Genomic DNA, 21,429 nt, shown 5'->3' with positions numbered 1-21,429 from the left:
CGGCGCAGACGGACTTCAGAGCCGGACATTGCAATGCTTCAACTCGTCAAGCTTGCGCTCAGCAAGCCCTATACCTTTGTCGTCCTCGCCATCCTGATCCTCTTGTCGGGATCCATCGCCTGGCTGCGGACACCGACGGACATCTTCCCCGACATCCGCATTCCCGTAATAGCGGCCGTATGGACCTATCGCGGGCTGCCGCCCCAGGACATGTCAGGGCGTGTCGTCTACTACTACGAACGCCAGCTCTCGACCACGGTCAACGATATCGATCACATTGAGAGCCAGTCCTTGAACGGGATCGGCATCGTCAAGGTCTTTTTCCGGCCGGGCGTAGACATCCGAACGGCGACTGCGCAAGTAACCTCCGTATCGCAGACTGTCCTCAAGCAGATGCCGCCGGGGATCACGCCGCCTCTGATCCTGAACTACAACGCATCGACCGTTCCCATCCTGCAGATGGCGCTCTCGGCCAGGACATTGTCCGAGCAGAAAATATTCGATCTCGGCCAGAACTTCATCCGGCCCGCGCTCGCCTCCGTTCAAGGCGCTGCCATTCCTTCGCCCTACGGGGGACGGGAGCGGCAGATCCAGATCGATCTCGATCCTGCTGCTCTTCAGGCCCACACGCTGTCGGCGACGGACGTTGGTCTTGCGCTGGCCGCCGAGAACCAGATCGTGCCCGCGGGTACGACAAAAATCGGGCAATTCGAGTACAACGTCCGGCTCAACAACAGCCCCGAGGCGATCGAGCAGCTCAATAGCTTGCCGATCCGCACGATCGGCGGCGCCACCGTCCTGATGCGCGACGTGGCATTTGTACACGACGGCTCGCCGCCCCAGCGCAACGAGGTGCGGGTCGATGGCCGCCGGGCGGTGCTGATGACGGTCCTGAAGTCCGGTTCGGCCTCGACGATCGCGATCGTCGACCAGGTCAAGGCACTGTTGCCGAAGCTGCAGGCGACGCTTCCTTCAGGCCTCGGCGTGCAATTGCTCTCGGACCAGTCCCTGTTCGTCAAGGCGGCCGTGTCCGGCGTCGTGCGAGAAGGGGTGCTGGCGGCTGTGCTCACCTCGCTGATGATCCTTCTGTTCCTGGGCTCGTGGCGCTCGACCGTCATAATCGCCGCCTCGATCCCGCTGGCGATCCTCGCCGCCGTGGCCGCGCTCTCCGCCGCGGGCGAGACACTCAACATCATGACCCTGGGCGGGCTGGCCCTCGCGGTGGGCATCCTGGTCGACGATGCGACCGTGACGATCGAGAACATCAACTGGCATCTCGAGCAGGGAAAATCGGTGCGCCAGGCGATCATGGATGGCGCCGAGCAGATTGTTGGCCCTGCCTTCGTTTCGCTTCTGTGCATCTGCATCGCTTTCGTGCCGATGTTCTTCCTGCCGGGCATCGCCGGCTTCCTTTTTGCCCCGATGGCCGAGGCGGTGGTTTTCGCGATGATCGCGAGCTTCGTGCTCTCGCGGACGCTCGTTCCGACGTTGAGCAACTATCTCCTGCGTGACCACGCGACACAGCACACGCCGCACATCATGGTCAGTCACGACGCAATGGCCGGACGACCCGCCGGGCGGCATCCGTTCCGGCGTCTGCAGCAGGGTTTCGAGCGGCGCTTCGAGGCAGCGCGTGACTATTACGTGTCCGTACTGGCCTATGCGCTCGCGAGACGGCGCGTTTTCGTCCCAGCCTTCCTTGGCTTCATGCTCCTGTCGCTCGCTCTGGTGCCCTTCCTGGGCCGCAACTTCTTTCCGACGCTCGACGGCGGGCAGATCAGCCTGCACGTCCGCGCTCCGGTGGGCACCAGGCTGGAGGAGACGGCCGCGCTCTTTGATGCTGTCGAGGCGCGCATCCGCGAGACCATCCCCGCCGGCGAACTCGTCTCCATCGTCGACAACATCGGCTTGCCCGTGTCAGGCATAAATCGCGCCTATTCGAACACGGGCGGGATCGGACCGCAGGACGGCGACATCCTCATCACGCTGGCGAAGGACCATCATCCGACCGAGGGCACCATTCGCCAACTGCGCGAACGTCTGCCTGTCTCGTTCCCCGGTTCGACTTTCTCGTTCCTCCCGGCGGACATCATCAGCCAGATCCTGAACTTCGGTTCGCCGGCTCCCCTGGACGTGATGGTGACCGGAACCGACGTGCGGGCGAACGAGGCTTATGCCCGCGATCTTGCACGGCGAATGCGCCATGTGGCCGGCATCGCGGACGTGAGGCTGCAGCAGGCCAGCGACTACCCGGAACTGCGCTTCGATGTTGATCGCGCGGCAGCGGACCGGGTCGGCATAACGGAAAACGACGTAACCAGAAGCCTGTCGGTCAGCTTGGCCGGCAGCTTCCAGGTCGCACCTGCGTTCTGGCTCAATCCACGAAACGGGGTCTCTTACCCCATCGTCATCCAGACGCCGCAATATCGCACCGACAGCATCGCCGATCTCGACAACTTGCCGGTATCCGGCGCCAAGCCCCAGAACTACCAGTTGCTCGGTGCCTTGGGGACGATGCATCGCGAGCCTTCGGCGGCCGTCATCTCGCACTACGCGGTACAGCCCGCCTTCGATGTCTATGCGACGCCGCAAGGCCGTGACCTTGGTGCCGTAGCGGCAGACGTACAGAAGATCATCGATGCCACCCGTTCGCAGCTCCCGGCCGGCGCCAGTGTCGTGCTGCGGGGACAAGTCGAGACGATGAACACCGCCTTTACCGGGCTGATCCTGGGGCTGATAGGTGCCATCGCGCTCATCTATCTGCTCATCGTGGTGAACTTCCAGAGCTGGACGGACCCCACGGTCATCATTTCCGCCCTGCCTGCTGCGCTCGCCGGCATCAACTGGATGCTGTTCGCGACCCATACGCCGCTTTCCGTCCCGGCCTTGACCGGTGCGATCATGTGCATGGGCGTGGCGACGGCGAACTCGGTCCTCGTCATCAGCTTTGCGCGAGACCGCCTGGCAGTCCTGGGCGATGCGGCCCGTGCGGCGGCGGAGGCGGGGGCGACCCGGTTCCGCCCGGTCCTGATGACTGCCCTGGCCATGATCATCGGCATGGCACCGATGGCGCTCGGTCTCGGCGAAGGCGGCGAGCAGAACGCGCCGCTCGGGCGCGCGGTGATCGGCGGGCTCATCTTCGCGACGGTCGCCACTCTCGTCTTCGTCCCGGTGGTCTTCTCCATCGCCCATCGCCGGCATCGCCCGGCGCCCGGTGCGCGGCCTCATGCTCCCGAAGGAAATCCCGTTCATGCACAATGACACGTCCGATCCGGTCCCACCTCCAACTGTGCCGAAAGGGCTAAAGCGGGCAGGGCTGGTCGCCGGCATCGCTGCCACGATCGTCGTCATCGCCGGGCTGACCCTGCGCTCTAGCGAAACCGTCCGGGCCAGCGAATGGTCACAGGCGCGGGCAGTGCCGAACGTGTCGCTGGTCTCCGTGCGGTCGTCGGATGGCAGTCAATCCCTGACCTTGCCCGGCACCATGGCCGCATGGAATGCCGCGCGCCTCTTCGCCCGGGTGAACGGCTATGTGCGCTCCTGGTCGAAGGACATCGGCGCCCTGGTGTCGGCCGGAACGCCCCTCGGGCTCATCGACACGCCCGAGCTCGACCAGCAGATCGAGCAGGCGCAGGCGGCCCTGACCCGTGCCCGGGCAAGCGCTTCGCTCGCCCGAAGCACGGCCCGCCGCTGGAACGACCTGCTGGGCGACCATTCGGTCTCGCAGCAGGAGGCCGACGAGAAGAACGGCGATCTTGCCGTCAAGCTCGCGGCGGTGAAAGGGGCCGAGGCGGATCTGCGCCGTCTGCTCGCGATGAAAGGATATGCGACGATCCGCGCGCCATTTGCGGGCGTCGTGACGGCGCGCAACGCGGACATCGGCGATCTCGTGGGACCGGGGGCGAGCGGTCAGCAGCCGCTGTTCTCCCTGGCCGACGCCAGCCGCATCCGTCTCTATGTCTCGGTGCCGCAAGCCTATGGGGCGGCGATGACGCCGGGATTGACGGCCAAGGTCGGGGTTCCCGACTACCCGCAACAGCAGTTCGATGCGCGGGTGGTCGGCACTTCGGACGCAATCAATCCGCAGACGGGCACGCTCGAGGTCCAGCTGGTGGCCGACAATCCCGGCGCCTTGCTCAAGCCCGGCGGCTATGCGCAGGTCAACTTCGCGATACCCCGCCAGCGCGGCGCGCTCACTGTCCCGTCGAGCGCGCTCATCTTCCGCGCGGCAGGCATGCAGGTGGCGACGGTCGGCCCGGACTCGCGGATCCATCTGCACAAGGTGACGATCGGGCGCGACAGCGGCGGAACGGTCGAAATCGTCGCCGGCCTTTCGCCGGGCACGAGCCTAGTCGACAACCCAACGGACTCGATCGCCGAAGGCGAGCAGGTCCGGGTGAGCGGGAGGCAGCATGCCTAGCCGGGCCCCCCTGTCCGTTGTCCTGTGCCTGACTGCGCTCGGCGGCTGTTCCATGGCGCCCGCCTACCAGCCACCGAAGATCGCGATGCCCGCCGCCTACAAGGAAAGCGGTACGTGGCTTGTGGTCCCCGCGGGCGAAGCGATGCCCGCTTCGGGAGAGTGGTGGACCGCGTTCCGGGATGCTCAACTCGATGATCTCGAAGCGAGAGTGCAGAAGGACAGCCCGACGCTAGAAGCCGCCCTTGGTCGCTACGATCAAGCCCAGGCCGATCTGTTGCAGGCGCGGTCCGGCCTCTTTCCGCAGTTGGGGGCAGGCGTCGACTTCACGCGCAACCGCCAATCCGACAATCGTCCGCTGCGCGGAGCCAACCAGCCTGATCTCTACGGTGCGGCCGATGTCGGGGGTGAAGTATCCTACGACATCGACCTGTGGGGACGCATTCGCAACACCGTCGTCGCCAGCCGCGCGATGGCCCGGGCGAGCGGTGATGATCTCGCGGCGATCCGCCTCAGCCTCGAAGCCCGGCTCGCGGCTAGCTACATTGCCTTGCGCGGATACGACAACGAGATCGACCTCCTGAACTCGGCCGTGCTCGCCTATGCCGAAGCCGATCGCATGACCCGGCACAGGTTCGTCGGCGGAATCGCCAATGCGATGGAAACGGGGCAGTCGGGCACGCAGCTGGCCGAGGCCGAGGCGCAACTGGCCGATCTGCAGAATGCCCGTGCGCTTACCGAGCACGCCATCGCTAGCCTTGTCGGCGCTTCCGCCTCGACATTCGCGATCACGCCGCGATCCGGGCTCATTGCCTTGCCGGCGGTGCCGGCGGATATTCCCTCCACGCTCCTGCAACGAAGGCCCGACATCGCGGCGGCGCAGCAGCGCATGATCGCTGCGAACGCCCGGATCGGAGCCGCGAAAGCCGCATTCTTTCCGGCGCTTTCACTCGGCGGCAGCGGCGGCTTCCAGAGTACGGCGATTGCCGGTCTCCTGACCGCGCCGAACCTGTTCTGGTCGATCGGCCCCGGTGCGCTCGTCTCGTTGTTCGACGGCGGCCGAAACCGGGCGCGGCTCGGCGTTGCCAAGGCGCAGTGGACGCAGGCGACGGCCGATTATCGTGGCGGGGTGCTTGCCGACATCGAGCAGGTGGAAGACGGCCTTTCCGCTACGCATCACCTCGCAGACGAGAGCGAAGCCGAATCTAGAGCCGAACGCCAGGCAGCCCAGGTCGAACGGCTGGCGCTCGACAGGTACCAGAAGGGCGCAGTCAGCTACCTGGACGTCATTGCGGCGCAGACGACCGCGCTGCGAACGCGCCGCCAGTCTATCCAGCTCGCGACGCGGCGCCTCCTGGCTAGCGTGGCGCTCTTCAAAGCCCTGGGCGGTGGCTGGAGCGGGCAGGCCGAAGCCGATGCGCTGAGCGCAAAGTCTCATCACACCGCAGGCTAAATTGAAACAACGGAGAGCCTCATGCCACTCATCTCTCGGCGACAGACAATGCTGACCATCGCGCTTGCCTTGCCCGTGCTGGGAATTTCCGGCTCTCTCGGCGCATCGGCGCCGACACCGGAGCCCGGGTGGTATCCGCTGGACCTCGACCGCGATCGCTATCTTACCGTTCCTGTCTCCATAAACGGACGCACCCTGCGAGCGGTCGTCGATAGCGGCAGTCTGCGCAGTATCCTCCGGCACGACCTGGCTCTCGAAATGGGTTTGCCATACCTCGGGCAGACACTCGTGCAGACATTCACCGAACAGCTTCCCGGCGAACTCTACAAGTTGGACTCGTTCGAAATGTTCGGCGTCTCGGTGAAGCATCTGGCAATAGGCGGTTTCGATCTCGCGCAGATGGAGGCAGTCAACCGGCTAGATCTGCCATTCGTGGTCGGTCAGGACGTTCTGACGTCGATCGACCTTCAAGTTGATTTTGTCGGCAAACGGATGCGGGCGTTCAAGCCAGGACATACGCCCATTGGTCCTGATCACAAGCAGGTGAACCTCTACGGCGCAAACGAGGGATTTCCTGCGATCGCGCTCACAATCGAAGGGCACCATCACGGCGATGCCATCGTCGACCTGGGCAGCAACGTCACCATGATGATGTCGGCCGATTTCGTGCGCGAGACCGGTCTGCTGAACGGGCGCCGGACATCTACTGCTGTGACTGCCGGAATCGAAGGAACCTCACTCGGCGAGATCTTTTGCATCAATGACGTGAAGATGGGACCATTTCATTTGAAATCTCTGCCTGTCCATATCCTTGAAGACTGGGAAATGGCGCAGCCCATTTATGTCGGTTGGCCTTTCTTCCGCGCTTTCGACGTGTTCATGAGGCTGCGCAATGAGACATTTCATCTCATGGCAGATGCCGCCTTGCTCGCCGCGGACTTTCCGAAGGATCGTTCGGGTCTTGGCGGCCAGCGCGCACCGGACGGCATTCGTGTGGTTCATGTGGCGCGAAACAGTCCCGGCTGGAATGCGGGTTTGAGGGAGGGGGACGTAATCAAGTCGATCGATGGCAGGCAAATTACGACGACCTATCCCGCGCGGGGACAGCGTTTCGGATATGGTCCTGCCGGCAAGGCCATCCAGCTCGGACTGTTGGACGGAAGGGTGGTAAGCCTCACACTTTCTGACTATTTCTGAAAGTAGTGGAGACGATTTTTCGATCGCGTCCAGTCTCAGTGCAAATGGCTTGAAATTTCCTGGCCGACCGACCGCGCGACTCTCAGATTTTATCGGATCAACCACATTCGGATATAGACGAATAATCCGGCGTTAATGACCGTGAAATTTTTCGCGACCGTCGCATAATTAGACTCTGCGATCTATATTTACGATGCACTTCAAAGGTTTCCTGAAGCCTATTATGATTTGCAGATAAAATTTCCTAGATATGACTAAAGAGTGTTGCGATCCGAATTCTCGACTGAGCGCAATGGTGTTTGGCTGAGCTGTCCGGCGGCTTCTAGATAGAATTTTGAAGCGGGCATCTATTTCGACATCGTGACGCGAAGTACGAGTTGGGCGAGTTCGGTTCGGTTGCTCACGCCGAGCCGGTCGTACACCCGGTGCAAGAAGATCTTCACCGCACCTTCCGAAATGCCGAGTTCTTCCGCGATCTGTTTGTTGCGAAGGCCCGCTGCTGCCCGCTCGACTATGATGCGGTCGCGTGGCGACAGCGCGTCCAAAGCCCTCCGGACAGGGGGCTGGGATACCAGCTCGAAGGCGCGATCCATCAGGGCGATGTCGATGAAGCGCTTGCCGGCTACCACCGCTTCGATCGCCTGCTGCAGTGTTCCGGCGCTCTCGCCTTTCAGGACGATGCCGTCGACCTTGGCGTCGATGGCCGCCACCAGGCTACGATCGTCGACTTCGGCCGCCAGCAGAAGGATGGGACGGCGGTCGCCCTTTGCCCTCAGGCTCTGGAGCACTTCCACGCCGGTCCGACCTGGCATCCGGATGTCGAGGATGACGATCTCGGGATCGCTCTTCTCGATTGCGGTGAGAGCCGTATCGCCGTCCGGGACAGAGGCGGCCACGATGTGCCCCAGGCTGCCCAGCACGGCTTCCAGGCCGGCGCGCAGGAACTCGTGATCGTCGGCGATGAGGATGCGGCTCATGCCGCCCTCGCTATCGGGATGACGATGGTGATTCCAGTGTTTCCGGGCGAAGAAGCCAGGTGCATCGTGCCGCCGAGCAGCGATACCCGATCCGAAATCGACCGGGGCATGGCCTTGCCGTCAACGGGGAAGCCTCTCCCATCGTCGATGATCGTCAGGATCAACGTGCCTCGCTCCGATGTGGCAAAGCTGGCGTGAACTGTCCTGGCTCGGCCGTGGCGCACTGCATTGGCGACAGCCTCGCGGAGGATCTGCTGGATTTCGAACGTCAGGGCCGAGGACAGGATTATCGGCTCAGCCGGCTCTTCCGCACTGATCTCGATTTTCCATTGTGCGCCCAGCGGCTCGGTCAATGCCGCGATTTCCTGATAGAGGTTCCGTTCGCCGGGCAGAACCACGCCGCGCCGCAGCTTGTCGATCATCGTGCGGACATGGGTCTGCTCGGCCGCGATCGCGGCGTTGATCGTCGTTATCTCGGACCGCGCCGCGCCGGCTGCGGGATTTTCCTTCAGTGCTTCGAGCCGGAAACTCGCTCCGGCGAGGGTCTGAACGACGCTATCGTGAAGATCGGCAGCGATCTGCGATCGCAGGCGCGACATCGCCACTTCGCGTATGAGCGCTTCGGTCTCTTCGTCATCAATCGCGGAGGCGATCTCGCGCCCCACGGCTCGGGCCGGAAGTAGATCGTCAGAACATAGGCCATCGATGTGTGCGAGAATGAGCTGCCCCCCGGCCCGTGCGGCTGAAGATCGGAATGGAGAGACCCTCGTCGACCCCGATCGCATCCGCCATGTTGTCGGGCCGCACGGCGCGATCCCCTGACAGCCGGTCCTGGCTGTCCAAGGCCAGGCGCCGTCCGCGCTTCATGTCGAAGAGCAGAGGATTGTCGATGCTATCCAGATGGTCCAGCCTGCGAGGCGGTTCCTCCATATCGACTGCACCCGTGTGCACCAGCCGCGGATGCCGCTCGCCTTCGCCAAGCCAGGCGAGCGCTCCGCCGCCTGCGCCATAGGTCTGCACGGCGTAGGCAAGGCCTTTGCCCAGCGGATCGTCACAGTCCGTTGCAGATTTCCAGACAAAGCGCGGAGCCTGAGCTCGGGTTCGCGTGGCTGCAAACCAGATCAGCATTATCGATAGCATGACCAAATAGCCGAAGCGCCGCGCGAACTTCGGCAGGTCGATCTGAAGCCCGCGCCAATCGACCAGCATTCCGGCGAGGAGGAAACAGAGCGCGAGCAGACCAGCGACCGCTAGCGCCCGGTGCCTGTTCCACCGCACCGCAGAGCTGAGCGTCAGAAACACGAAAAAGGTCATGAAGGCGCTGAAAAAATCCAGCGCTACTGCTTCGGTGATGGCGAGGCCGGTAACGAAGGTGGCGACGTCGATGACGAAGGCCGGCAATGCCAGGCGATGCTCGAACCACCAGCTTTTGTAGGCAATCGCCAGTGTGCCGACCGCGAAGATCAGATACACCTCGAACAACGGTATTGTTGCGGGCACCTCATCGGCCGCTTCGCTTGGATTCAGCCATATCCACAAGCCGAACAGCAGCGCCATCGCCACGCGCGTGCCGGCCAGGAATCGGCCGGATCGGGACCGGGTCAAGCTTTGGTTCAAGTTCGCAGCCTTCGGAAACTTTAGATAGCGGCGCCTGAATGCCACTTGCAGCCGTGCAGTCAATCGCGCCTGCGCGGGCAGTGCGGCGAGTTTCCCGATACCGTCACCTGCCGTCACATAACTGTAGTCATTAAAAGATACTGGCGCCCGTAACGAAAGTTACTGACCTTGCTGGGCCCCGATTCCCGGATTGCCCTGCGCCTTCGGGGAGCTACGAATAATGAGGTATCAACGGGTTCTGGCCACGCTTCCGCTGGCCGCACTGGCGATTCTGGGTGGCGTGGCGCATGCCGACACGGGATCGGCGGATGCGGCCGCTGCCGACGCCAGCGGTCTCAACGACATCGTCGTCACAGCCACAAAGCGCGAAACCAATCTCCAGAAGACGCCGATCGCAATCAACGTCGTCGGCGCGGCGGACATTCAGAAGCAGCACGTCCAGAGCCTGATCGACTTTGCGCAGGGCTCGATCCCCTCGCTTCGCGTCGCGACCTTCGAGGCGCGCCAGTCGGCGCTGACTGTCGGCATCCGTGGCATCGTTCCCTTCGACCAGAACCAAACCGCGCGCGACACCGGCGTCGGCGTCTATATCGACGGTGTCTACCTTGGCCGCTCACAGGGTCTGAATGCCGCTCTGTTCGACGTCGAGCGCATCGAGGTTCTTAAGGGCCCCCAGGGCACGCTGTTCGGTCGTAACACCGAGGGTGGTGCCCTGAGCATCGTTACCAAGGCGCCCACCGGCGAGTTCGACGGCCGCGTCAAGGCCGGCGTCGGCAACTACGGGCAGTACGCCGGCGAAGCGCACCTCGACCTGCCGGAGTTCGCCAATATCGCGATCAAGATCGACGGCGTCATGCAGCACCAGGGCGCGACGACCAGGAACCCGCTCGTCGGCCAGCTCGGCTGGAACGCCTACAACCGCGTCGGGGGGCGTATCCAGGCCCTGTGGAAGCCGTTCGAAGGCCTGAGCCTCGACCTCTCCTTCGACAAGGCGAAAGACGAGAACACTCCTTTCTACAGCCAACTGGTCAACTACAACCCGCAGGGCCGCGTCGTCGGCGTTTATAACGGCGCGGGCGTCCTGACCTCGCCGACCACCGGCCTTGCCTGCTCGGCCTGTATTGCGCCACTGTCGCCGCTTGTCGTGGTCAGCGGGGACAATCGGCAGAAGACCGCCGAGATCGGTGTGCCGCAGCAGTACAGCGTCGATCGCACGCAGGGTTTCATGGGCACGCTGAAATACGACATCGCACCGAGCATCCAGCTGCGGTCGATCACCGCGTGGCGGAAGGTCAGCACGATCCAGTACGACAATTCGGGAGGGGCGCACCGCACGATCTTCGCGCCTAACACCAAGTTCAGTCGCTACAGCCTGTCCTACCTCGGCCAGAACCAATTTAGCCAAGAAGTCCAACTCGTCGGATCCATGCCGCAGATCGACTGGGTCGTCGGCGGCTACTACTACAACGAACATGCGACCGAGCGGGCTGCGACGCCGGCCTCCAACCAGTGGAACGCCAACGGCACCGCCTACACCATATTGCAAGGCGACGTTTCCGGCCCGATCACTTCGGCCAACCAGGGCTGGGATCCGGCAGACTGGTTCCGCCAGCGCGACAGCTCTGCCAAGGCGAAGAGCTATGCCCTGTTCGGCCAGGCTACCTTCACCCCGGCAGGCTTCGAGCAGCTTCATCTGACCGCAGGCGGCCGCTGGACCAAGGACAAGCGCGAGGGCACGCTGACTGTCGTCAACGGCTTGACCACGAACTTCCCCTTCGCCTTCTCGCAGAGCCGGTTTGACCCGATGGTGACGCTGGCCTGGGACGCGGCGCCCGACATCAACCTCTATATCAAATATGCGACCGGCTACCGCGCCGGCGGCGCCAACGACCGCTCGCAGACCTTCGCCGCCTTCGGGCCGGAATCGGTGCGATCCTATGAAGCGGGCGCGAAGATGCAGTTCTTCGATCGCAAGGTGCGCCTCAACCTCGCGGGCTACATTATGGACCGCAAGGGTACCCAGATCGACTTCGACAACGTCGATACCAATCCCGCCAGTCCGACCTTTAACCTGCATACGGAAGAGACGCGCAACGCGCCGGGGACGACCAAGATCCGCGGCCTGGAAGCCGACCTGACGATCCACCCCATCGACCAGGTGACGCTTGGCGCATCCTATGCCTACACCTATACCCGCGTGCCGGCGACGGTGAATCCGTTCCTCAGCTCAGCGACTACCACCGTGCTGGCGCCCGTGTTCATCGTCTATACGCCCAAGAACGCCGCTTCGGGCTTTGTCGACGTAGACGTGCCGGTGGGCGGCTCGGGCACGGCGGTCCGCTTCCATCTGGACGGCGCCTATGCCGATCCGCAGTACAGCTTCCAGTCCGAAACGGTGAAGACCGATAGCAGCCTCGTATTCAACGGAAGCATCGCGCTGGCCGAAATCCCGATGGGCCGTGCCGGCACCACCGCGACGCTGTCGGTGTGGAGCCGCAACCTGTTCAACGAGACCCACATCTATCGCCGGTCGGCCGCCAATGCAGCGATCCTCGGCGACTACGCCAACTTCAATCCGCCCCGGACTTTTGGGGTGGAGGGTACGATCAACTTCTGAACGACTTTTCCAGAACCGGGCGGTGCGAGTCCCGCCTCAAACTCAGCGGGCGGTGCTTGGCACCGCCCGCTTTTTATTTCTTGTATATTGACGTGACCAACATGACTTTCAGTATGGGAATCTAACGACTTCCGACGATGTGCCGCCCTTCCGGCTCTAGTCTCGCAAGTCGTTACAACCTGCCGATCAATAGAGTGCTTTACCTCGATCAGCCGCTTTCGAAACGATGCAAGCATCCTGAAGGCATCCTCGCAGCCAGCGGTGTCCGGAATCCGCATCCTGTCGCGGATGCCACATCAGCGAGATCGCTAGCGGCGGCATCTTTACTGGTAAGGCAAATGTGTGCAGCCCGGCCCTAACAGGCTGTTGAAAAAGTCGGAGCGACCGCATTGTCGAGCAACAATCGAAGCCAACTCGGCGCCATCTTGAATCGATCGTGCTTTAATGTGCTGATCCGAGATTCCATGTTGCTCGCCACCACTGCTCGAAACCCTTTTTCAACAGCCTGCTAAGGGGTTCGGTATGCCGCTCGGGTACCGAAGCGATGAGTTCAGATGATCGCACCAGCATCAACGCTGTCGCATATCCGTCCACCGAAGCGACGATTTCTCGCTTGAGACCGGCCTCCCTCAGGGTCTCATCCACGGGGCCGCTGCTCTTACCGTCGCGCGAGACCAAGATGTGCCGTCCATTTGAATAGGCCGCCCGTGTCGCCTTGCCGCTGGCCAAGGGATGATCCTGACGAACTACGCCGACGAACTGGTCCCGAAACAGAAGTTGCGTACGAACCTCGGGCCCCACATCGCCTCCGACGACACCTGTCTCGAGGTCGATGATGCCCTCGCGCAGCGCCGCTCTGTCTCTGTCGAGTTTGCGTACGAAGCGAAGGTGGACCCCAGGAGCGTCGCGGCCGATGAGCACGGGGCCGAAGCTCTCCGCAAATCCGTCGCTCGCCCGTATCGTGAAGGTTCGGGCCAACTTTTCGGGAACCAGCTGTTCGGCAGGGCGAAGCACGGCCTCCGCCTCCAGAACGAGCCGTTGCACTTCTCCACGCAGCGCGAACGAGGAGCGGATCGCCCACCGTCTCGCGAAGGCGCGCAAGTGCCCGGCTCATGGCAGACGGGCTTAACTGCATGCGCCGTGCTGCCTTCGCAACGCTCCCCTCGGTCAGGACGACGTCAAGCGTCACGAGCTGATTGAGATCGGGTCGGACCATCAGACTGCTATAACGCGATCCCGGGTTCCTGATACGGCGTTTGACGCATGTATTGAATGCAAACGATGCGTATTCCGCCATATATCGCGGCGGCCTATCCTTCTTTCATCGAAACGGAAAGCAGGAGACCACAATGACCAAGACTTCGCTGGAAGTGTGCGTCGCCGCGATCAGCCGCGATTGGAAATCTGTGGGTGCGCAGGTGATTGCCAATTGCTGTCGTCACATGGCGGTGCTTTCCGAAACCGATAGCACAGAAACCTGGCTCGCCGAGATTAACCGCGCCAATCCGGCTAGCCAGGAACTCTACCGCGATCCCGACAATGGCTTCGTGCTGCAGACCCACGTCGAACAGCAAGGCGTCTATCGGTCGCCGCACGATTACGGGCGGAGCTGGGTTATCTACGCAGTTCAGCACGGCGAGGTAGAGATGGGGACTTACGCTCGCATCGGCGGCCCAGGCCGCGGGTCGCAGCTTGTGAAGCGGAGTTCGACCGTCTTGCAGCCAAGCATGGCGCATATCTACCTGCCGGGCGACATTCACGATACGCTTTGCTTGCAAGGCCCGGCCGTGCTGTTCCGGTTCACGGAGCGTGACCTCAAGGACGAAGCGAGCGCGGGTCTCATGACGCGCTATGCGCTGCGGAACGGCATGTGGATGGCCGCAGCATGACCAAGCTGTCGATCGCCGTACCTATGCGACCGGCAGCAAACCGCATCGCTGTCGCCACGGTGCTGGGCTCGACCGTGCTCGTCGTCTTCGGCACGGCCGCGGTCAGTATGGCGCTTCCGACGCTCGGCAATGAACTCGATGCATCTCCTGCTGTCACCATGCGAATTGTAACGGCATATCAGGCGGCGCTTCTCATGGCTTTGCTTCCTAGCGTGACGATCGGAGCGCGCTTCGGACTCCGTTCGGTTTTCGCCACAGGGGTAGCGCTGTTCACGGCAGCCTCGGTCGCGTGCGCGGCGGCGAGGTCCCTGGAAATGCTTGTCATCGCGCGCGCGATTCAGGGACTTGGCGCTGCAGCCATACTTTCGCTGGCCGTGGCCTTGCTGCGCCAGTTCCTCCCACCGGATCGCTTCGCTTCCGCCATCGCCTGGAACGCCATGGCAGTCGCACTTGCGACCCGCGGCAGCGCCGACGTTGGGCGCGCTCATCATCTCGGTCGGCGGCTGGCGCTGGTTATTCTTGGCGAACCTTCCCGTCGGTGCGGCAGTATTGACGGCGACGAGATCGTTGCCGCGGGCGGAACGCTCTGGAGGGGAACTCGATCTCATCAGCATGGGTTTGATCGCATTCTCGTTCGGGAGCGTCATCGTCGGTGTCGAAGCAATGCGGCATAGGCCGGCGGCGAGCGCTGTCCTGGTGCTAGCCGCTATTCTTGCTCTGGCCGTCGTGATCAGGCGCGAGCTGCCGAAAATGACGCCGCTTCTGCCCATCGATCTCTTGCGCCTTCAGTGCTTCCGGACTTCCGTTCTAGTATCTGTATGCTGTTTCGCGGGCCAGACCACGGGCCTTCTCGCGTTGCCCTTTCATCTCCAACATGGTTTCGGGCAACCGATCTCGATGGTCGGGATTTGCATGACATCGTGGCCGCTTGCGAACGCACTTGCGGCGCCGGTCAGCAGCCGACTGGTCGACCGCCTTTCGAGCGCCCGATTGTGCGGTGTCGGCGGAGCGAGCCTGGCCGCCGGGCTGGCGATCGATGCCCTCTCACCCCTTTCTCTGCTCGTATACTGCCGTTGATCGCGGCGGGTATCGTCTGCGGTCTCGGATCGAGCCTGTTCCAGGTCGCGAACAATAGCAGCATGTTTCTTGCCGCTCCGCTTGAGCGCAGCGCTGCCGCAGGCGGGCTTCTGGGAACCGCGCGTCTGCTGGGGCAGACTTTGGGTGCGTTGCTGCTCACGCAGGTTTTTACCAGGACAAACGTCGATGCAGCGCCTCGCCTTGGGTTGGTATTCGGCGCGCTACTGACGGCTGCAGCCGCTACTGTTTCGTGGCGATCAGCGAGGATCCGATCCTAGTGTCATCATACGCCGACGTAGATGGTGTATCGCGGCGGCTGCGATTTAGCGCAGAAGAAATTGCAGTCCTTCACTTAGGATGCCGTGGTTTGGGTCGAGCCTGGCCTCGGGTATCGAGGGAAGGAATGATGGCGATGGCGCATATTGCAGGTCTGGATGTCTCGGTGAAGGAGATGTCAGTGTGCGTGGTGGACGACGCAATGCACGGTTCTATGCGAGCGGAAGGTAGAAACCGAACTAGATGACATCGTCACCCTGCTGGCATCCGTCAGTAGCGACTAGATTCGCGTCGGGATCGAGGTAGGACCCTTGTCGCAATGGCGGGTGAGCGCCCTGACCGAGGCAGGCTCGCCCAGGGTATGCGTTGAGGCGCGGCATTGAAGGTGCTGCTGAAGGCCCAGCAGATCAGCAAGTCTGATCATAATGACACCCGCGACATCGCGCAGATGATGCGCGCAGGCCTCTTCAAGCCGGTGCACGTCATAGACGCTGGCGACTCAGAAGCAAAGGATGCTGCTGCCAAGCCGTGCCCTCGTTCAGCGCAAGTTGCTGGACATCGAGTGCGTTCTGCGGGGCACGCTGTGCAACTTCGGCTGAAGGTCGGGCCCGTCAGCCAGACCAGCTATGAAGTGCGTATCCGCGATCTGGCCGAAAAGTTCCGGCGCTTGCCGAACTTGTCAGCCTTTGCCCGCGCAGCGAGGTAATTGGCGGAACCCTTTTGGCTCAAGCGATGGATATCTATGACGAGACGATGCCGCAGGAAAGGGTATCGCATCGTCTACGCGCTGAATTGGAGGAGGTGCGATCAATTCTCGCCGTAAAGCTCTCGCTGCGCGCGATCAACTTCGTCGGCGTACCGCTTCCGTACATATTTTTCCGTCAGCATTCCAAGAATTCGGCCCTCCGCGTCGACAACAGCCAGATCGTCGGCAGCGCTTTCATCAAAGCGCTCCATCACCGCGCCAATGGCCAGATCCGGTGCCAAGGTGGACTCTTGCAGGATCGCAAGATCCGACACTGGTCGAGACCCATCACCGTCGCCGGCAAAAGCGGAAGCTGTGGGTACCAGGCCGGCGTAATGTCCTTCGCCATCCTCGAGCAGCACTCGGCTCGTCGACCCCAAGGGGAACTGCGACCTGAACTCGGCGATGGACAATGTCGGAAGGGTGGTAGCGGGTGCAGCTCGCATCATCCTTCGCGCGGTCAATGAGCGCATCCAGCCGATGTCACGTGCGCTCCGAACAATCTCGCCGCGCAGATGAAGGCGCCAGGTCGAGAAGGAATAGCCGAAGCGTTCGCGTACGAGTGCGCTGGAGCAGAGAGCGGCTGTCAGGACGATGGCGGTAATCTCGAAATCATGAGTCGCTTCGAGAACGAGGAAGGACATAGTCATCGGTCCGCCGACGACCGCCACGGCAAGAGCTGCCATGCCAACGAGGGCAGCGTCCACCGGCGACACGGGCACGACGCCCGGAATGAGCGACCATATCGCAGCGCAGATCTGACCGAGCAACGCGCCCAGAAAAAGCGAAGCAAAGAAAAGTCCGCCCCGGAAACCGAAGCCTAGCGAAACGATCGACGCCAGACATTTGAGGAGAAATACAAGAACCAGGGCTTGGAGTGCCAACTGCCCGCCGATCGTCAGATGAAGCGCGCCATGCCCGGCCGAAAGCGCCTGGGGAGATATCATTGCTATGGGGATGAGAAGAGCCCCCCCCATCGCCATACGCAGCCACTCGGGCAACGGACTGCGCCGCACGCCTGCTTCGGCGAGCGATACGAGGCGCATGAGCGCAATTCCCACCAAAGCTGCGATAAGGCCCAGCACGGCATAGAGCAGATAATCGATGGTCGCCAAGTGTTGGCTGCTGACGGCAGCGATGAGATAAGGTGTCTCGCCCAAGGTCCGCGCTGTGACGACGGCGGCAATCGTTGCTGCGACGACCGGGGCAATGCTCGCCGGCGTGTAGGCTCCGATCACAATTTCAAACGCGTAGAAGGCACCGGTTAGCGGGGCACCGAAGGCGGCGCCAATTGCAGCACCCGAACCGGCCCCGACCAGAACACGCGCATCGTTTCGCCGCAGATTGAGCCATCTTCCAACGAGCGAGGCAACGCCGCCACCCGCCTGTGCGTATGCGGCTTCCAATCCCACCGACGCACCGCACCCGTTCGAAATTAACGTCTGGCTGGAAACCAGAACCGTATCTCGCAAGGGAATGCGACCTCCGTGGAGCGCGTTCGCTTCGACGACATCGACCGCCGTGCGCTGGCGATTGCGGATCATCAAAAGAATCGCCCCCAGCAGTAAGCCACCGGCTGGCAAAGCTAGAAGCCGCACTGGCTCAATACTCGCCAACCCGCTCAGCCGGTCTTCGGCGTTTAGACCGTAGAGCGCTGACTGCATGAGGCGTGCGAGCTTGCCGAGCATCGCGGCTAGCAATCCCGCGGCGATCCCAACTCCCACAGCAAGAAGAATGAAACTGGCTTCACTCGATCGAAAAAGCCGCCTGGCAGCCGCGACGACCCCCGCGGTTCGGAGCAATCGGTCAATCATGGCCAGCTGGCTGCACGTTGCGGATCCAGCTCCGGGGAATAGTTGAATGCATGAAAGGGAATACCGTTTGAGGGCGAATCCAAAAGGTGCCAAGGAGCGCTTCCGCCTTTAGAACGGACGCTTGCCATGAGTCTCGCGGCATCTGCTTATACCGCGATCCAGTTCTCCTCCCTTCACCTTAGCCCGGTGTTCCTTCAGATCGGGCCTTTCGCACTGCGCTGGTACAGCCTCTCCTATCTGGCCGGCATCATGCTCGGGTGGTCCTATCTCGTGCGGCTGCTTGCCGAACCCGGCGCGCCGATGTCGCGTGACGACGCAGACAATCTTATCGTATGGCTTACGCTCGGCATTATTGCCGGAGGTCGCATAGCCTATGTGTTGTTCTATGATCTGCAGGCATATATTTCCCACCCCCTTAACATATTCAAGCTGTGGCAAGGCGGCATGTCGTTCCATGGCGGCGCATTCGGCGTCGCCCTGGCAATCCTGCTCTACGCCCGCCGCAACAAGCTCAACTGGCTGAGAATTATCGACTATGTCGCGATGTGCGCACCCATCGGGCTGTTCCTCGGCCGTCTCGCCAACTTCGTCAACGGCGAGCTATGGGGTCGGCCCACTTCCCTTCCCTGGGGCATCGTCTTTCCCGGCGCTGGCCCCCTGCCCCGCCACCCCAGCCAGATCTACGAAGCGGGTCTCGAGGGGCCCTTGCTGTTCGCATTGCTCTGGTGCCTGTTCCGCTTCACCGGCGCGCGCTATCGACCTGGTACGTTATCGGGGTCGTTTATCCTGGGTTACGGTGCCTTTCGTTTCCTCGTTGAGTTCGTCCGGGAGCCGGATAGTCAGCTAGCCGAATTCGCCAGCAGGACAGGACTGCACATGGGGCAATGGCTGTGTGTTCCGATGATCATCGTCGGCGTTGCCCTCATCGTGCGGGCTTCGCATCAGAAAGTCGAATATCCGTCTGCCAACCGAGGGTGACTTCCGACTAGCTTGAACAGACCCGAGATCGTGCAGGCTGCGGAACGCGATGGCCGGCCCGGACTGCGGGAGGGAAACGCGAATGACTTCGTCGCACAGCTTGCCAATCCCAGTCTCCGCCCGTGCCGAATTGCACGAAACGCGCCAGCGCCTGCTGGTTATCGCAAAGCGGCGGGCACTGATCTTGATGTGTCTTTTTGCGCTTATCGCTATCACTTCCCTGTTCCGCATTGCCGTTGTCGGCCTGTCCGAACCAGCGCGGAGGAATCGCTCGCTGGCAGAGGCGCTGCTACCCAAACGCGGGACAATCGTAGATCGCAACGGCGTTCCGCTTGCCCTTGCATTTCCGGCTTATGCTTTGTGGTACAATCCTAAAGCGATTACCGAAAAGGGACCGCCGCTGGTCAAGTCGCCTGCAGCAGTTGCGGCCGAGTTGGTGAAAATTTTCCCGGATGAGAACGCCGCCGAGCTGACGGGCGAGCTCGCATCGGGCAAGCCGGGATATCTTCGTCGCAGAATCCTTCCCGAAGATGCCAACAGAATTCATGCTCTGGGCGAACCCGCGCTTGAATTCCCCCCGGGAGAACGTGCGCTTCTACCCACAGGGCTCGATGGCCGCGAACGTGCTGGGTTTTGTCGACGCCGATGGCCGCGGGCACGTGGGCATGGAAAAGGTCTATAACAAACGCCTGACGGATCGTAACACGCGCGGTATCCCTGCGGTGTTGTCGATCGATGCTCGCGTTCAAGGGGCGCTCGAGGACGAACTCGGCCGCGAGATGGCCGAATGCGAGGCAAAAGGCGCAGCCGGTATTATTCTTGACGTAAATACCGGCGAGGTCCTCGCCCTCGCTTCATTGCCTTCCTTCAATCCGAACCTGATCGATGAGGCGAGCACCGGCAACATATTCAATCGGGTCACCAACCAGGTGTACGAGCTGGGTTCGGTGCTCAAGCCGATCACCATAGCTTCCGCACTCGACGCGGGCGTCGTAACGGACCTCGCACAGCGCTACCCATCAAGTGCTCCCTTGAAGATTGACGGATTCCAGATTCACGACAGTCACAACTTTGGGCCTTCGCTGAATGTCCCCGAAGCGCTGATCCACTCCTCGAATATCGTCACCGCACAGGTGGGCGATGAGCTCGGGGGGCCACGGCTAAGTGCCACACTCCGTGCGCTGGGCTTCGACAAGCGGCCCCAGATAGAGCTGCCAGCGCGAGGCCTGCCTCTCTGGCCGAAAGGCACCTGGGCCCGCCTTACTACAATGACCGTGTCGTTCGGTCATGGCATTGCAGTCACCCCTCTGCACCTGGCGACAGCCTATGCGGCGCTGGTCAATGGCGGCATCTGGCATCCCGCAACGCTCATCAGATTGGAGCCAGGGCAAGTATCGAAAGGTCGACGAGTGTTCACGGCCACGACCAGCGCTCGAATGCGTGAGCTGTTGCGTATGATCGTGGTGGACGGCACCGGCAAGAAAGCTGATGTCGACGGCTATCGTGTGGGCGGCAAGACCGGCTCGGCCGAGAAGCCGGGCGCTGGCGGCTATCGGCATAGCTCGCTCATCACCACATTTGCGGCTGTGTTTCCGATGGACCGCCCCCGATACGTCGTGATCGCGATGTTTGACGAGCCTCAAGGGACCCTCGCCACCTCGGGTCAGCGGACCGCTGCCTGGAACGCGGCGCCCGCGGTGGGACGAATCATCCCGCGGATTGGGCCCTTCCTGGGTGTCATGCCCGATGAAAACCGGGACATCGATATGTCGGACCTATCGCCTTTGGTAAGCGACAAAGGATAGCTTAAACGAATCTCGGCCAAGACGGGCAACTGCTTGTTTACGGTATCGATCTGCCAACGGCGCCGGCAATTTCCAAAGATGCGGACGAGGACTGCGCGCCGCCCGTGCGGTTAGTAGTCTCGTAAAGCGCACGCCGCGAGCAACGCGATCCCGATCAGCCAGGCCGTAAGTGTCAACATCATCGCCTCCCGCACTGCTGGACAAAACCGGCTGCCCTTCGAAGCAGCTTACCGATCGTCAACGGTCTGCGGTGGTTTGGGGCGGCGGCGTTCCGCCAGAAAAATTCGGACGCAGAATGATCAATGCCACTCCACGATAGGTTCATCATTTCCGGGTGCCTGAAATAGACATTTCGAACTGGACGGAGCATGCATCGTGGACGAACTGACGGTGCCTCTTGCTGGCAATGTATGGGCTAGCCATCGACGTACGCCGCAAGTCACCCCCGCGACTCCAGCACATATCGGTCTGCGGAAGGCGCTCGATCGTCATTCAGTTTCTGCGTGGATACATAGGGACGGTCGCCCCGCCGCAGCATCCGGGAGCTTGTCGGAGAAAAAACTGCGC

General features: G+C 62.1%; 14 protein-coding genes and 2 pseudogenes. 10 read left to right on the top strand and 6 right to left on the bottom strand.

The annotated features are described in order from the left end of the window. The first annotated feature begins 33 nt into the window (after nucleotides 1–33). The 4 genes from KRR38_RS34460 to KRR38_RS34445 are packed head-to-tail and all read left to right on the top strand — an operon-like array spanning nucleotide 34 to nucleotide 7,067. Nucleotides 34–3,261 (top strand): efflux RND transporter permease subunit, encoded by a 3,228-nt coding sequence (locus KRR38_RS34460; RefSeq protein ID WP_217408258.1) that lies wholly within the window; start codon nucleotides 34–36, stop codon nucleotides 3,259–3,261. Then, nucleotides 3,251–4,420, top strand: a complete 1,170-nt coding sequence (locus KRR38_RS34455) for an efflux RND transporter periplasmic adaptor subunit (RefSeq protein ID WP_217408257.1) — start codon at nucleotides 3,251–3,253, stop codon at nucleotides 4,418–4,420. Before KRR38_RS34460 ends, KRR38_RS34455 begins: the two co-directional genes overlap by 11 nt. After that, nucleotides 4,413–5,870 (top strand): efflux transporter outer membrane subunit, encoded by a 1,458-nt coding sequence (locus KRR38_RS34450; RefSeq protein ID WP_217408256.1) that lies wholly within the window; start codon nucleotides 4,413–4,415, stop codon nucleotides 5,868–5,870. The genes KRR38_RS34455 and KRR38_RS34450 overlap by 8 nt, the downstream gene beginning before the upstream one ends. A 48-nt stretch (nucleotides 5,871–5,918) precedes the next feature. Beyond that, nucleotides 5,919–7,067, top strand: a complete 1,149-nt coding sequence (locus KRR38_RS34445) for an aspartyl protease family protein (protein ID WP_217408255.1) — start codon at nucleotides 5,919–5,921, stop codon at nucleotides 7,065–7,067. A 347-nt stretch (nucleotides 7,068–7,414) separates the two neighbouring features. Here KRR38_RS34445 and KRR38_RS34440 read toward each other — a convergent pair whose 3' ends face one another. From KRR38_RS34440 to KRR38_RS34430, 3 genes are read right to left on the bottom strand one after another with little or no spacing between them, the layout of a single operon-like run. Further along, complete coding sequence (locus KRR38_RS34440) at nucleotides 7,415–8,044, bottom strand: response regulator transcription factor (RefSeq protein ID WP_217408254.1); 630 nt, start codon at nucleotides 8,042–8,044, stop codon at nucleotides 7,415–7,417. After that, nucleotides 8,041–8,709 carry a histidine kinase gene (locus KRR38_RS34435; RefSeq protein ID WP_217408253.1) on the bottom strand — a complete coding sequence of 223 codons (669 nt, stop codon included), beginning with the start codon at nucleotides 8,707–8,709 and terminating at the stop codon, nucleotides 8,041–8,043. The genes KRR38_RS34440 and KRR38_RS34435 overlap by 4 nt, the downstream gene beginning before the upstream one ends. 22 nt (nucleotides 8,710–8,731) lie before the next feature. Beyond that, nucleotides 8,732–9,778, bottom strand: a complete 1,047-nt coding sequence (locus tag KRR38_RS34430; RefSeq protein WP_217408252.1) for a hypothetical protein — start codon at nucleotides 9,776–9,778, stop codon at nucleotides 8,732–8,734. Nucleotides 9,779–9,881: 103 nt separating this feature from the next. On the opposite strand from KRR38_RS34430, the gene KRR38_RS34425 reads away from it, so the two are divergent. Next, nucleotides 9,882–12,278 carry a TonB-dependent receptor gene (locus tag KRR38_RS34425; RefSeq protein WP_217408251.1) on the top strand — a complete coding sequence of 799 codons (2,397 nt, stop codon included), beginning with the start codon at nucleotides 9,882–9,884 and terminating at the stop codon, nucleotides 12,276–12,278. 441 nt (nucleotides 12,279–12,719) lie between these two features. Here the strand turns inward: KRR38_RS34425 and KRR38_RS34420 are convergent, their stop codons facing one another. Further along, nucleotides 12,720–13,379 carry a LysR substrate-binding domain-containing protein gene (locus tag KRR38_RS34420; RefSeq protein WP_217408250.1) on the bottom strand — a complete coding sequence of 220 codons (660 nt, stop codon included), beginning with the start codon at nucleotides 13,377–13,379 and terminating at the stop codon, nucleotides 12,720–12,722. 13 nt (nucleotides 13,380–13,392) lie between these two features. Then, a pseudogene (locus tag KRR38_RS38165) lies at nucleotides 13,393–13,494 on the bottom strand (LysR family transcriptional regulator); the annotation flags it as partial. A 133-nt stretch (nucleotides 13,495–13,627) separates the two neighbouring features. Between KRR38_RS38165 and KRR38_RS34410 the strand changes: the two are divergent. From KRR38_RS34410 to KRR38_RS34400, 3 genes are all read left to right on the top strand, one after another. Continuing rightward, nucleotides 13,628–14,167, top strand: a complete 540-nt coding sequence (locus KRR38_RS34410) for a hypothetical protein (protein WP_217408249.1) — start codon at nucleotides 13,628–13,630, stop codon at nucleotides 14,165–14,167. After that, nucleotides 14,164–14,841, top strand: coding sequence for an MFS transporter (locus KRR38_RS34405; RefSeq protein WP_217408248.1), 678 nt, complete (start codon nucleotides 14,164–14,166; stop codon nucleotides 14,839–14,841). Before KRR38_RS34410 ends, KRR38_RS34405 begins: the two co-directional genes overlap by 4 nt. A 1,058-nt stretch (nucleotides 14,842–15,899) precedes the next feature. Continuing rightward, nucleotides 15,900–16,226 (top strand): hypothetical protein, encoded by a 327-nt coding sequence (locus tag KRR38_RS34400; protein ID WP_217408247.1) that lies wholly within the window; start codon nucleotides 15,900–15,902, stop codon nucleotides 16,224–16,226. Nucleotides 16,227–16,327: 101 nt separating this feature from the next. Here the strand turns inward: KRR38_RS34400 and KRR38_RS34395 are convergent, their stop codons facing one another. Beyond that, nucleotides 16,328–18,079, bottom strand: coding sequence for a chloride channel protein (locus KRR38_RS34395; RefSeq protein WP_217408246.1), 1,752 nt, complete (start codon nucleotides 18,077–18,079; stop codon nucleotides 16,328–16,330). A gap of 126 nt (nucleotides 18,080–18,205) precedes the next feature. Between KRR38_RS34395 and lgt the strand changes: the two genes are divergently transcribed. Both lgt and KRR38_RS34385 read left to right on the top strand, forming a co-directional pair. Continuing rightward, on the top strand, nucleotides 18,206–19,057 hold the full coding sequence (lgt, locus tag KRR38_RS34390; RefSeq protein WP_217408245.1) for a prolipoprotein diacylglyceryl transferase: 852 nt from the start codon (nucleotides 18,206–18,208) through the stop codon (nucleotides 19,055–19,057). An 82-nt stretch (nucleotides 19,058–19,139) separates the two neighbouring features. After that, nucleotides 19,140–20,862: pseudogene (locus tag KRR38_RS34385) on the top strand (peptidoglycan D,D-transpeptidase FtsI family protein). Nucleotides 20,863–21,429 lie beyond the last annotated feature (567 nt).

The sequence above is a fragment of the Novosphingobium sp. G106 genome (genome assembly GCF_019075875.1).
Lineage (GTDB): Bacteria > Pseudomonadota > Alphaproteobacteria > Sphingomonadales > Sphingomonadaceae > Novosphingobium.
The sequence above is the reverse complement of the archived record's forward strand: the minus strand, read 5'-3'. Positions and strand labels throughout refer to the sequence as shown.

Excerpts from the sequence above, each read along its gene's own strand:
- lgt (WP_217408245.1), top strand. The coding sequence starts at position 18,206 with ATGAGTCTCGCGGCATCTGCTTATACCGCGATCCAGTTCTCCTCCCTT.
- KRR38_RS34450 (WP_217408256.1), top strand. The coding sequence starts at position 4,413 with ATGCCTAGCCGGGCCCCCCTGTCCGTTGTCCTGTGCCTGACTGCGCTC.
- KRR38_RS34395 (WP_217408246.1), bottom strand. The coding sequence starts at position 18,079 with ATGATTGACCGATTGCTCCGAACCGCGGGGGTCGTCGCGGCTGCCAGG.
- KRR38_RS34410 (WP_217408249.1), top strand. The coding sequence starts at position 13,628 with ATGACCAAGACTTCGCTGGAAGTGTGCGTCGCCGCGATCAGCCGCGAT.
- KRR38_RS34425 (WP_217408251.1), top strand. The coding sequence starts at position 9,882 with ATGAGGTATCAACGGGTTCTGGCCACGCTTCCGCTGGCCGCACTGGCG.
- KRR38_RS34455 (WP_217408257.1), top strand. The coding sequence starts at position 3,251 with ATGCACAATGACACGTCCGATCCGGTCCCACCTCCAACTGTGCCGAAA.
- KRR38_RS34445 (WP_217408255.1), top strand. The coding sequence starts at position 5,919 with ATGCTGACCATCGCGCTTGCCTTGCCCGTGCTGGGAATTTCCGGCTCT.
- KRR38_RS34440 (WP_217408254.1), bottom strand. The coding sequence starts at position 8,044 with ATGAGCCGCATCCTCATCGCCGACGATCACGAGTTCCTGCGCGCCGGC.
- KRR38_RS34460 (WP_217408258.1), top strand. The coding sequence starts at position 34 with ATGCTTCAACTCGTCAAGCTTGCGCTCAGCAAGCCCTATACCTTTGTC.
- KRR38_RS34405 (WP_217408248.1), top strand. The coding sequence starts at position 14,164 with ATGACCAAGCTGTCGATCGCCGTACCTATGCGACCGGCAGCAAACCGC.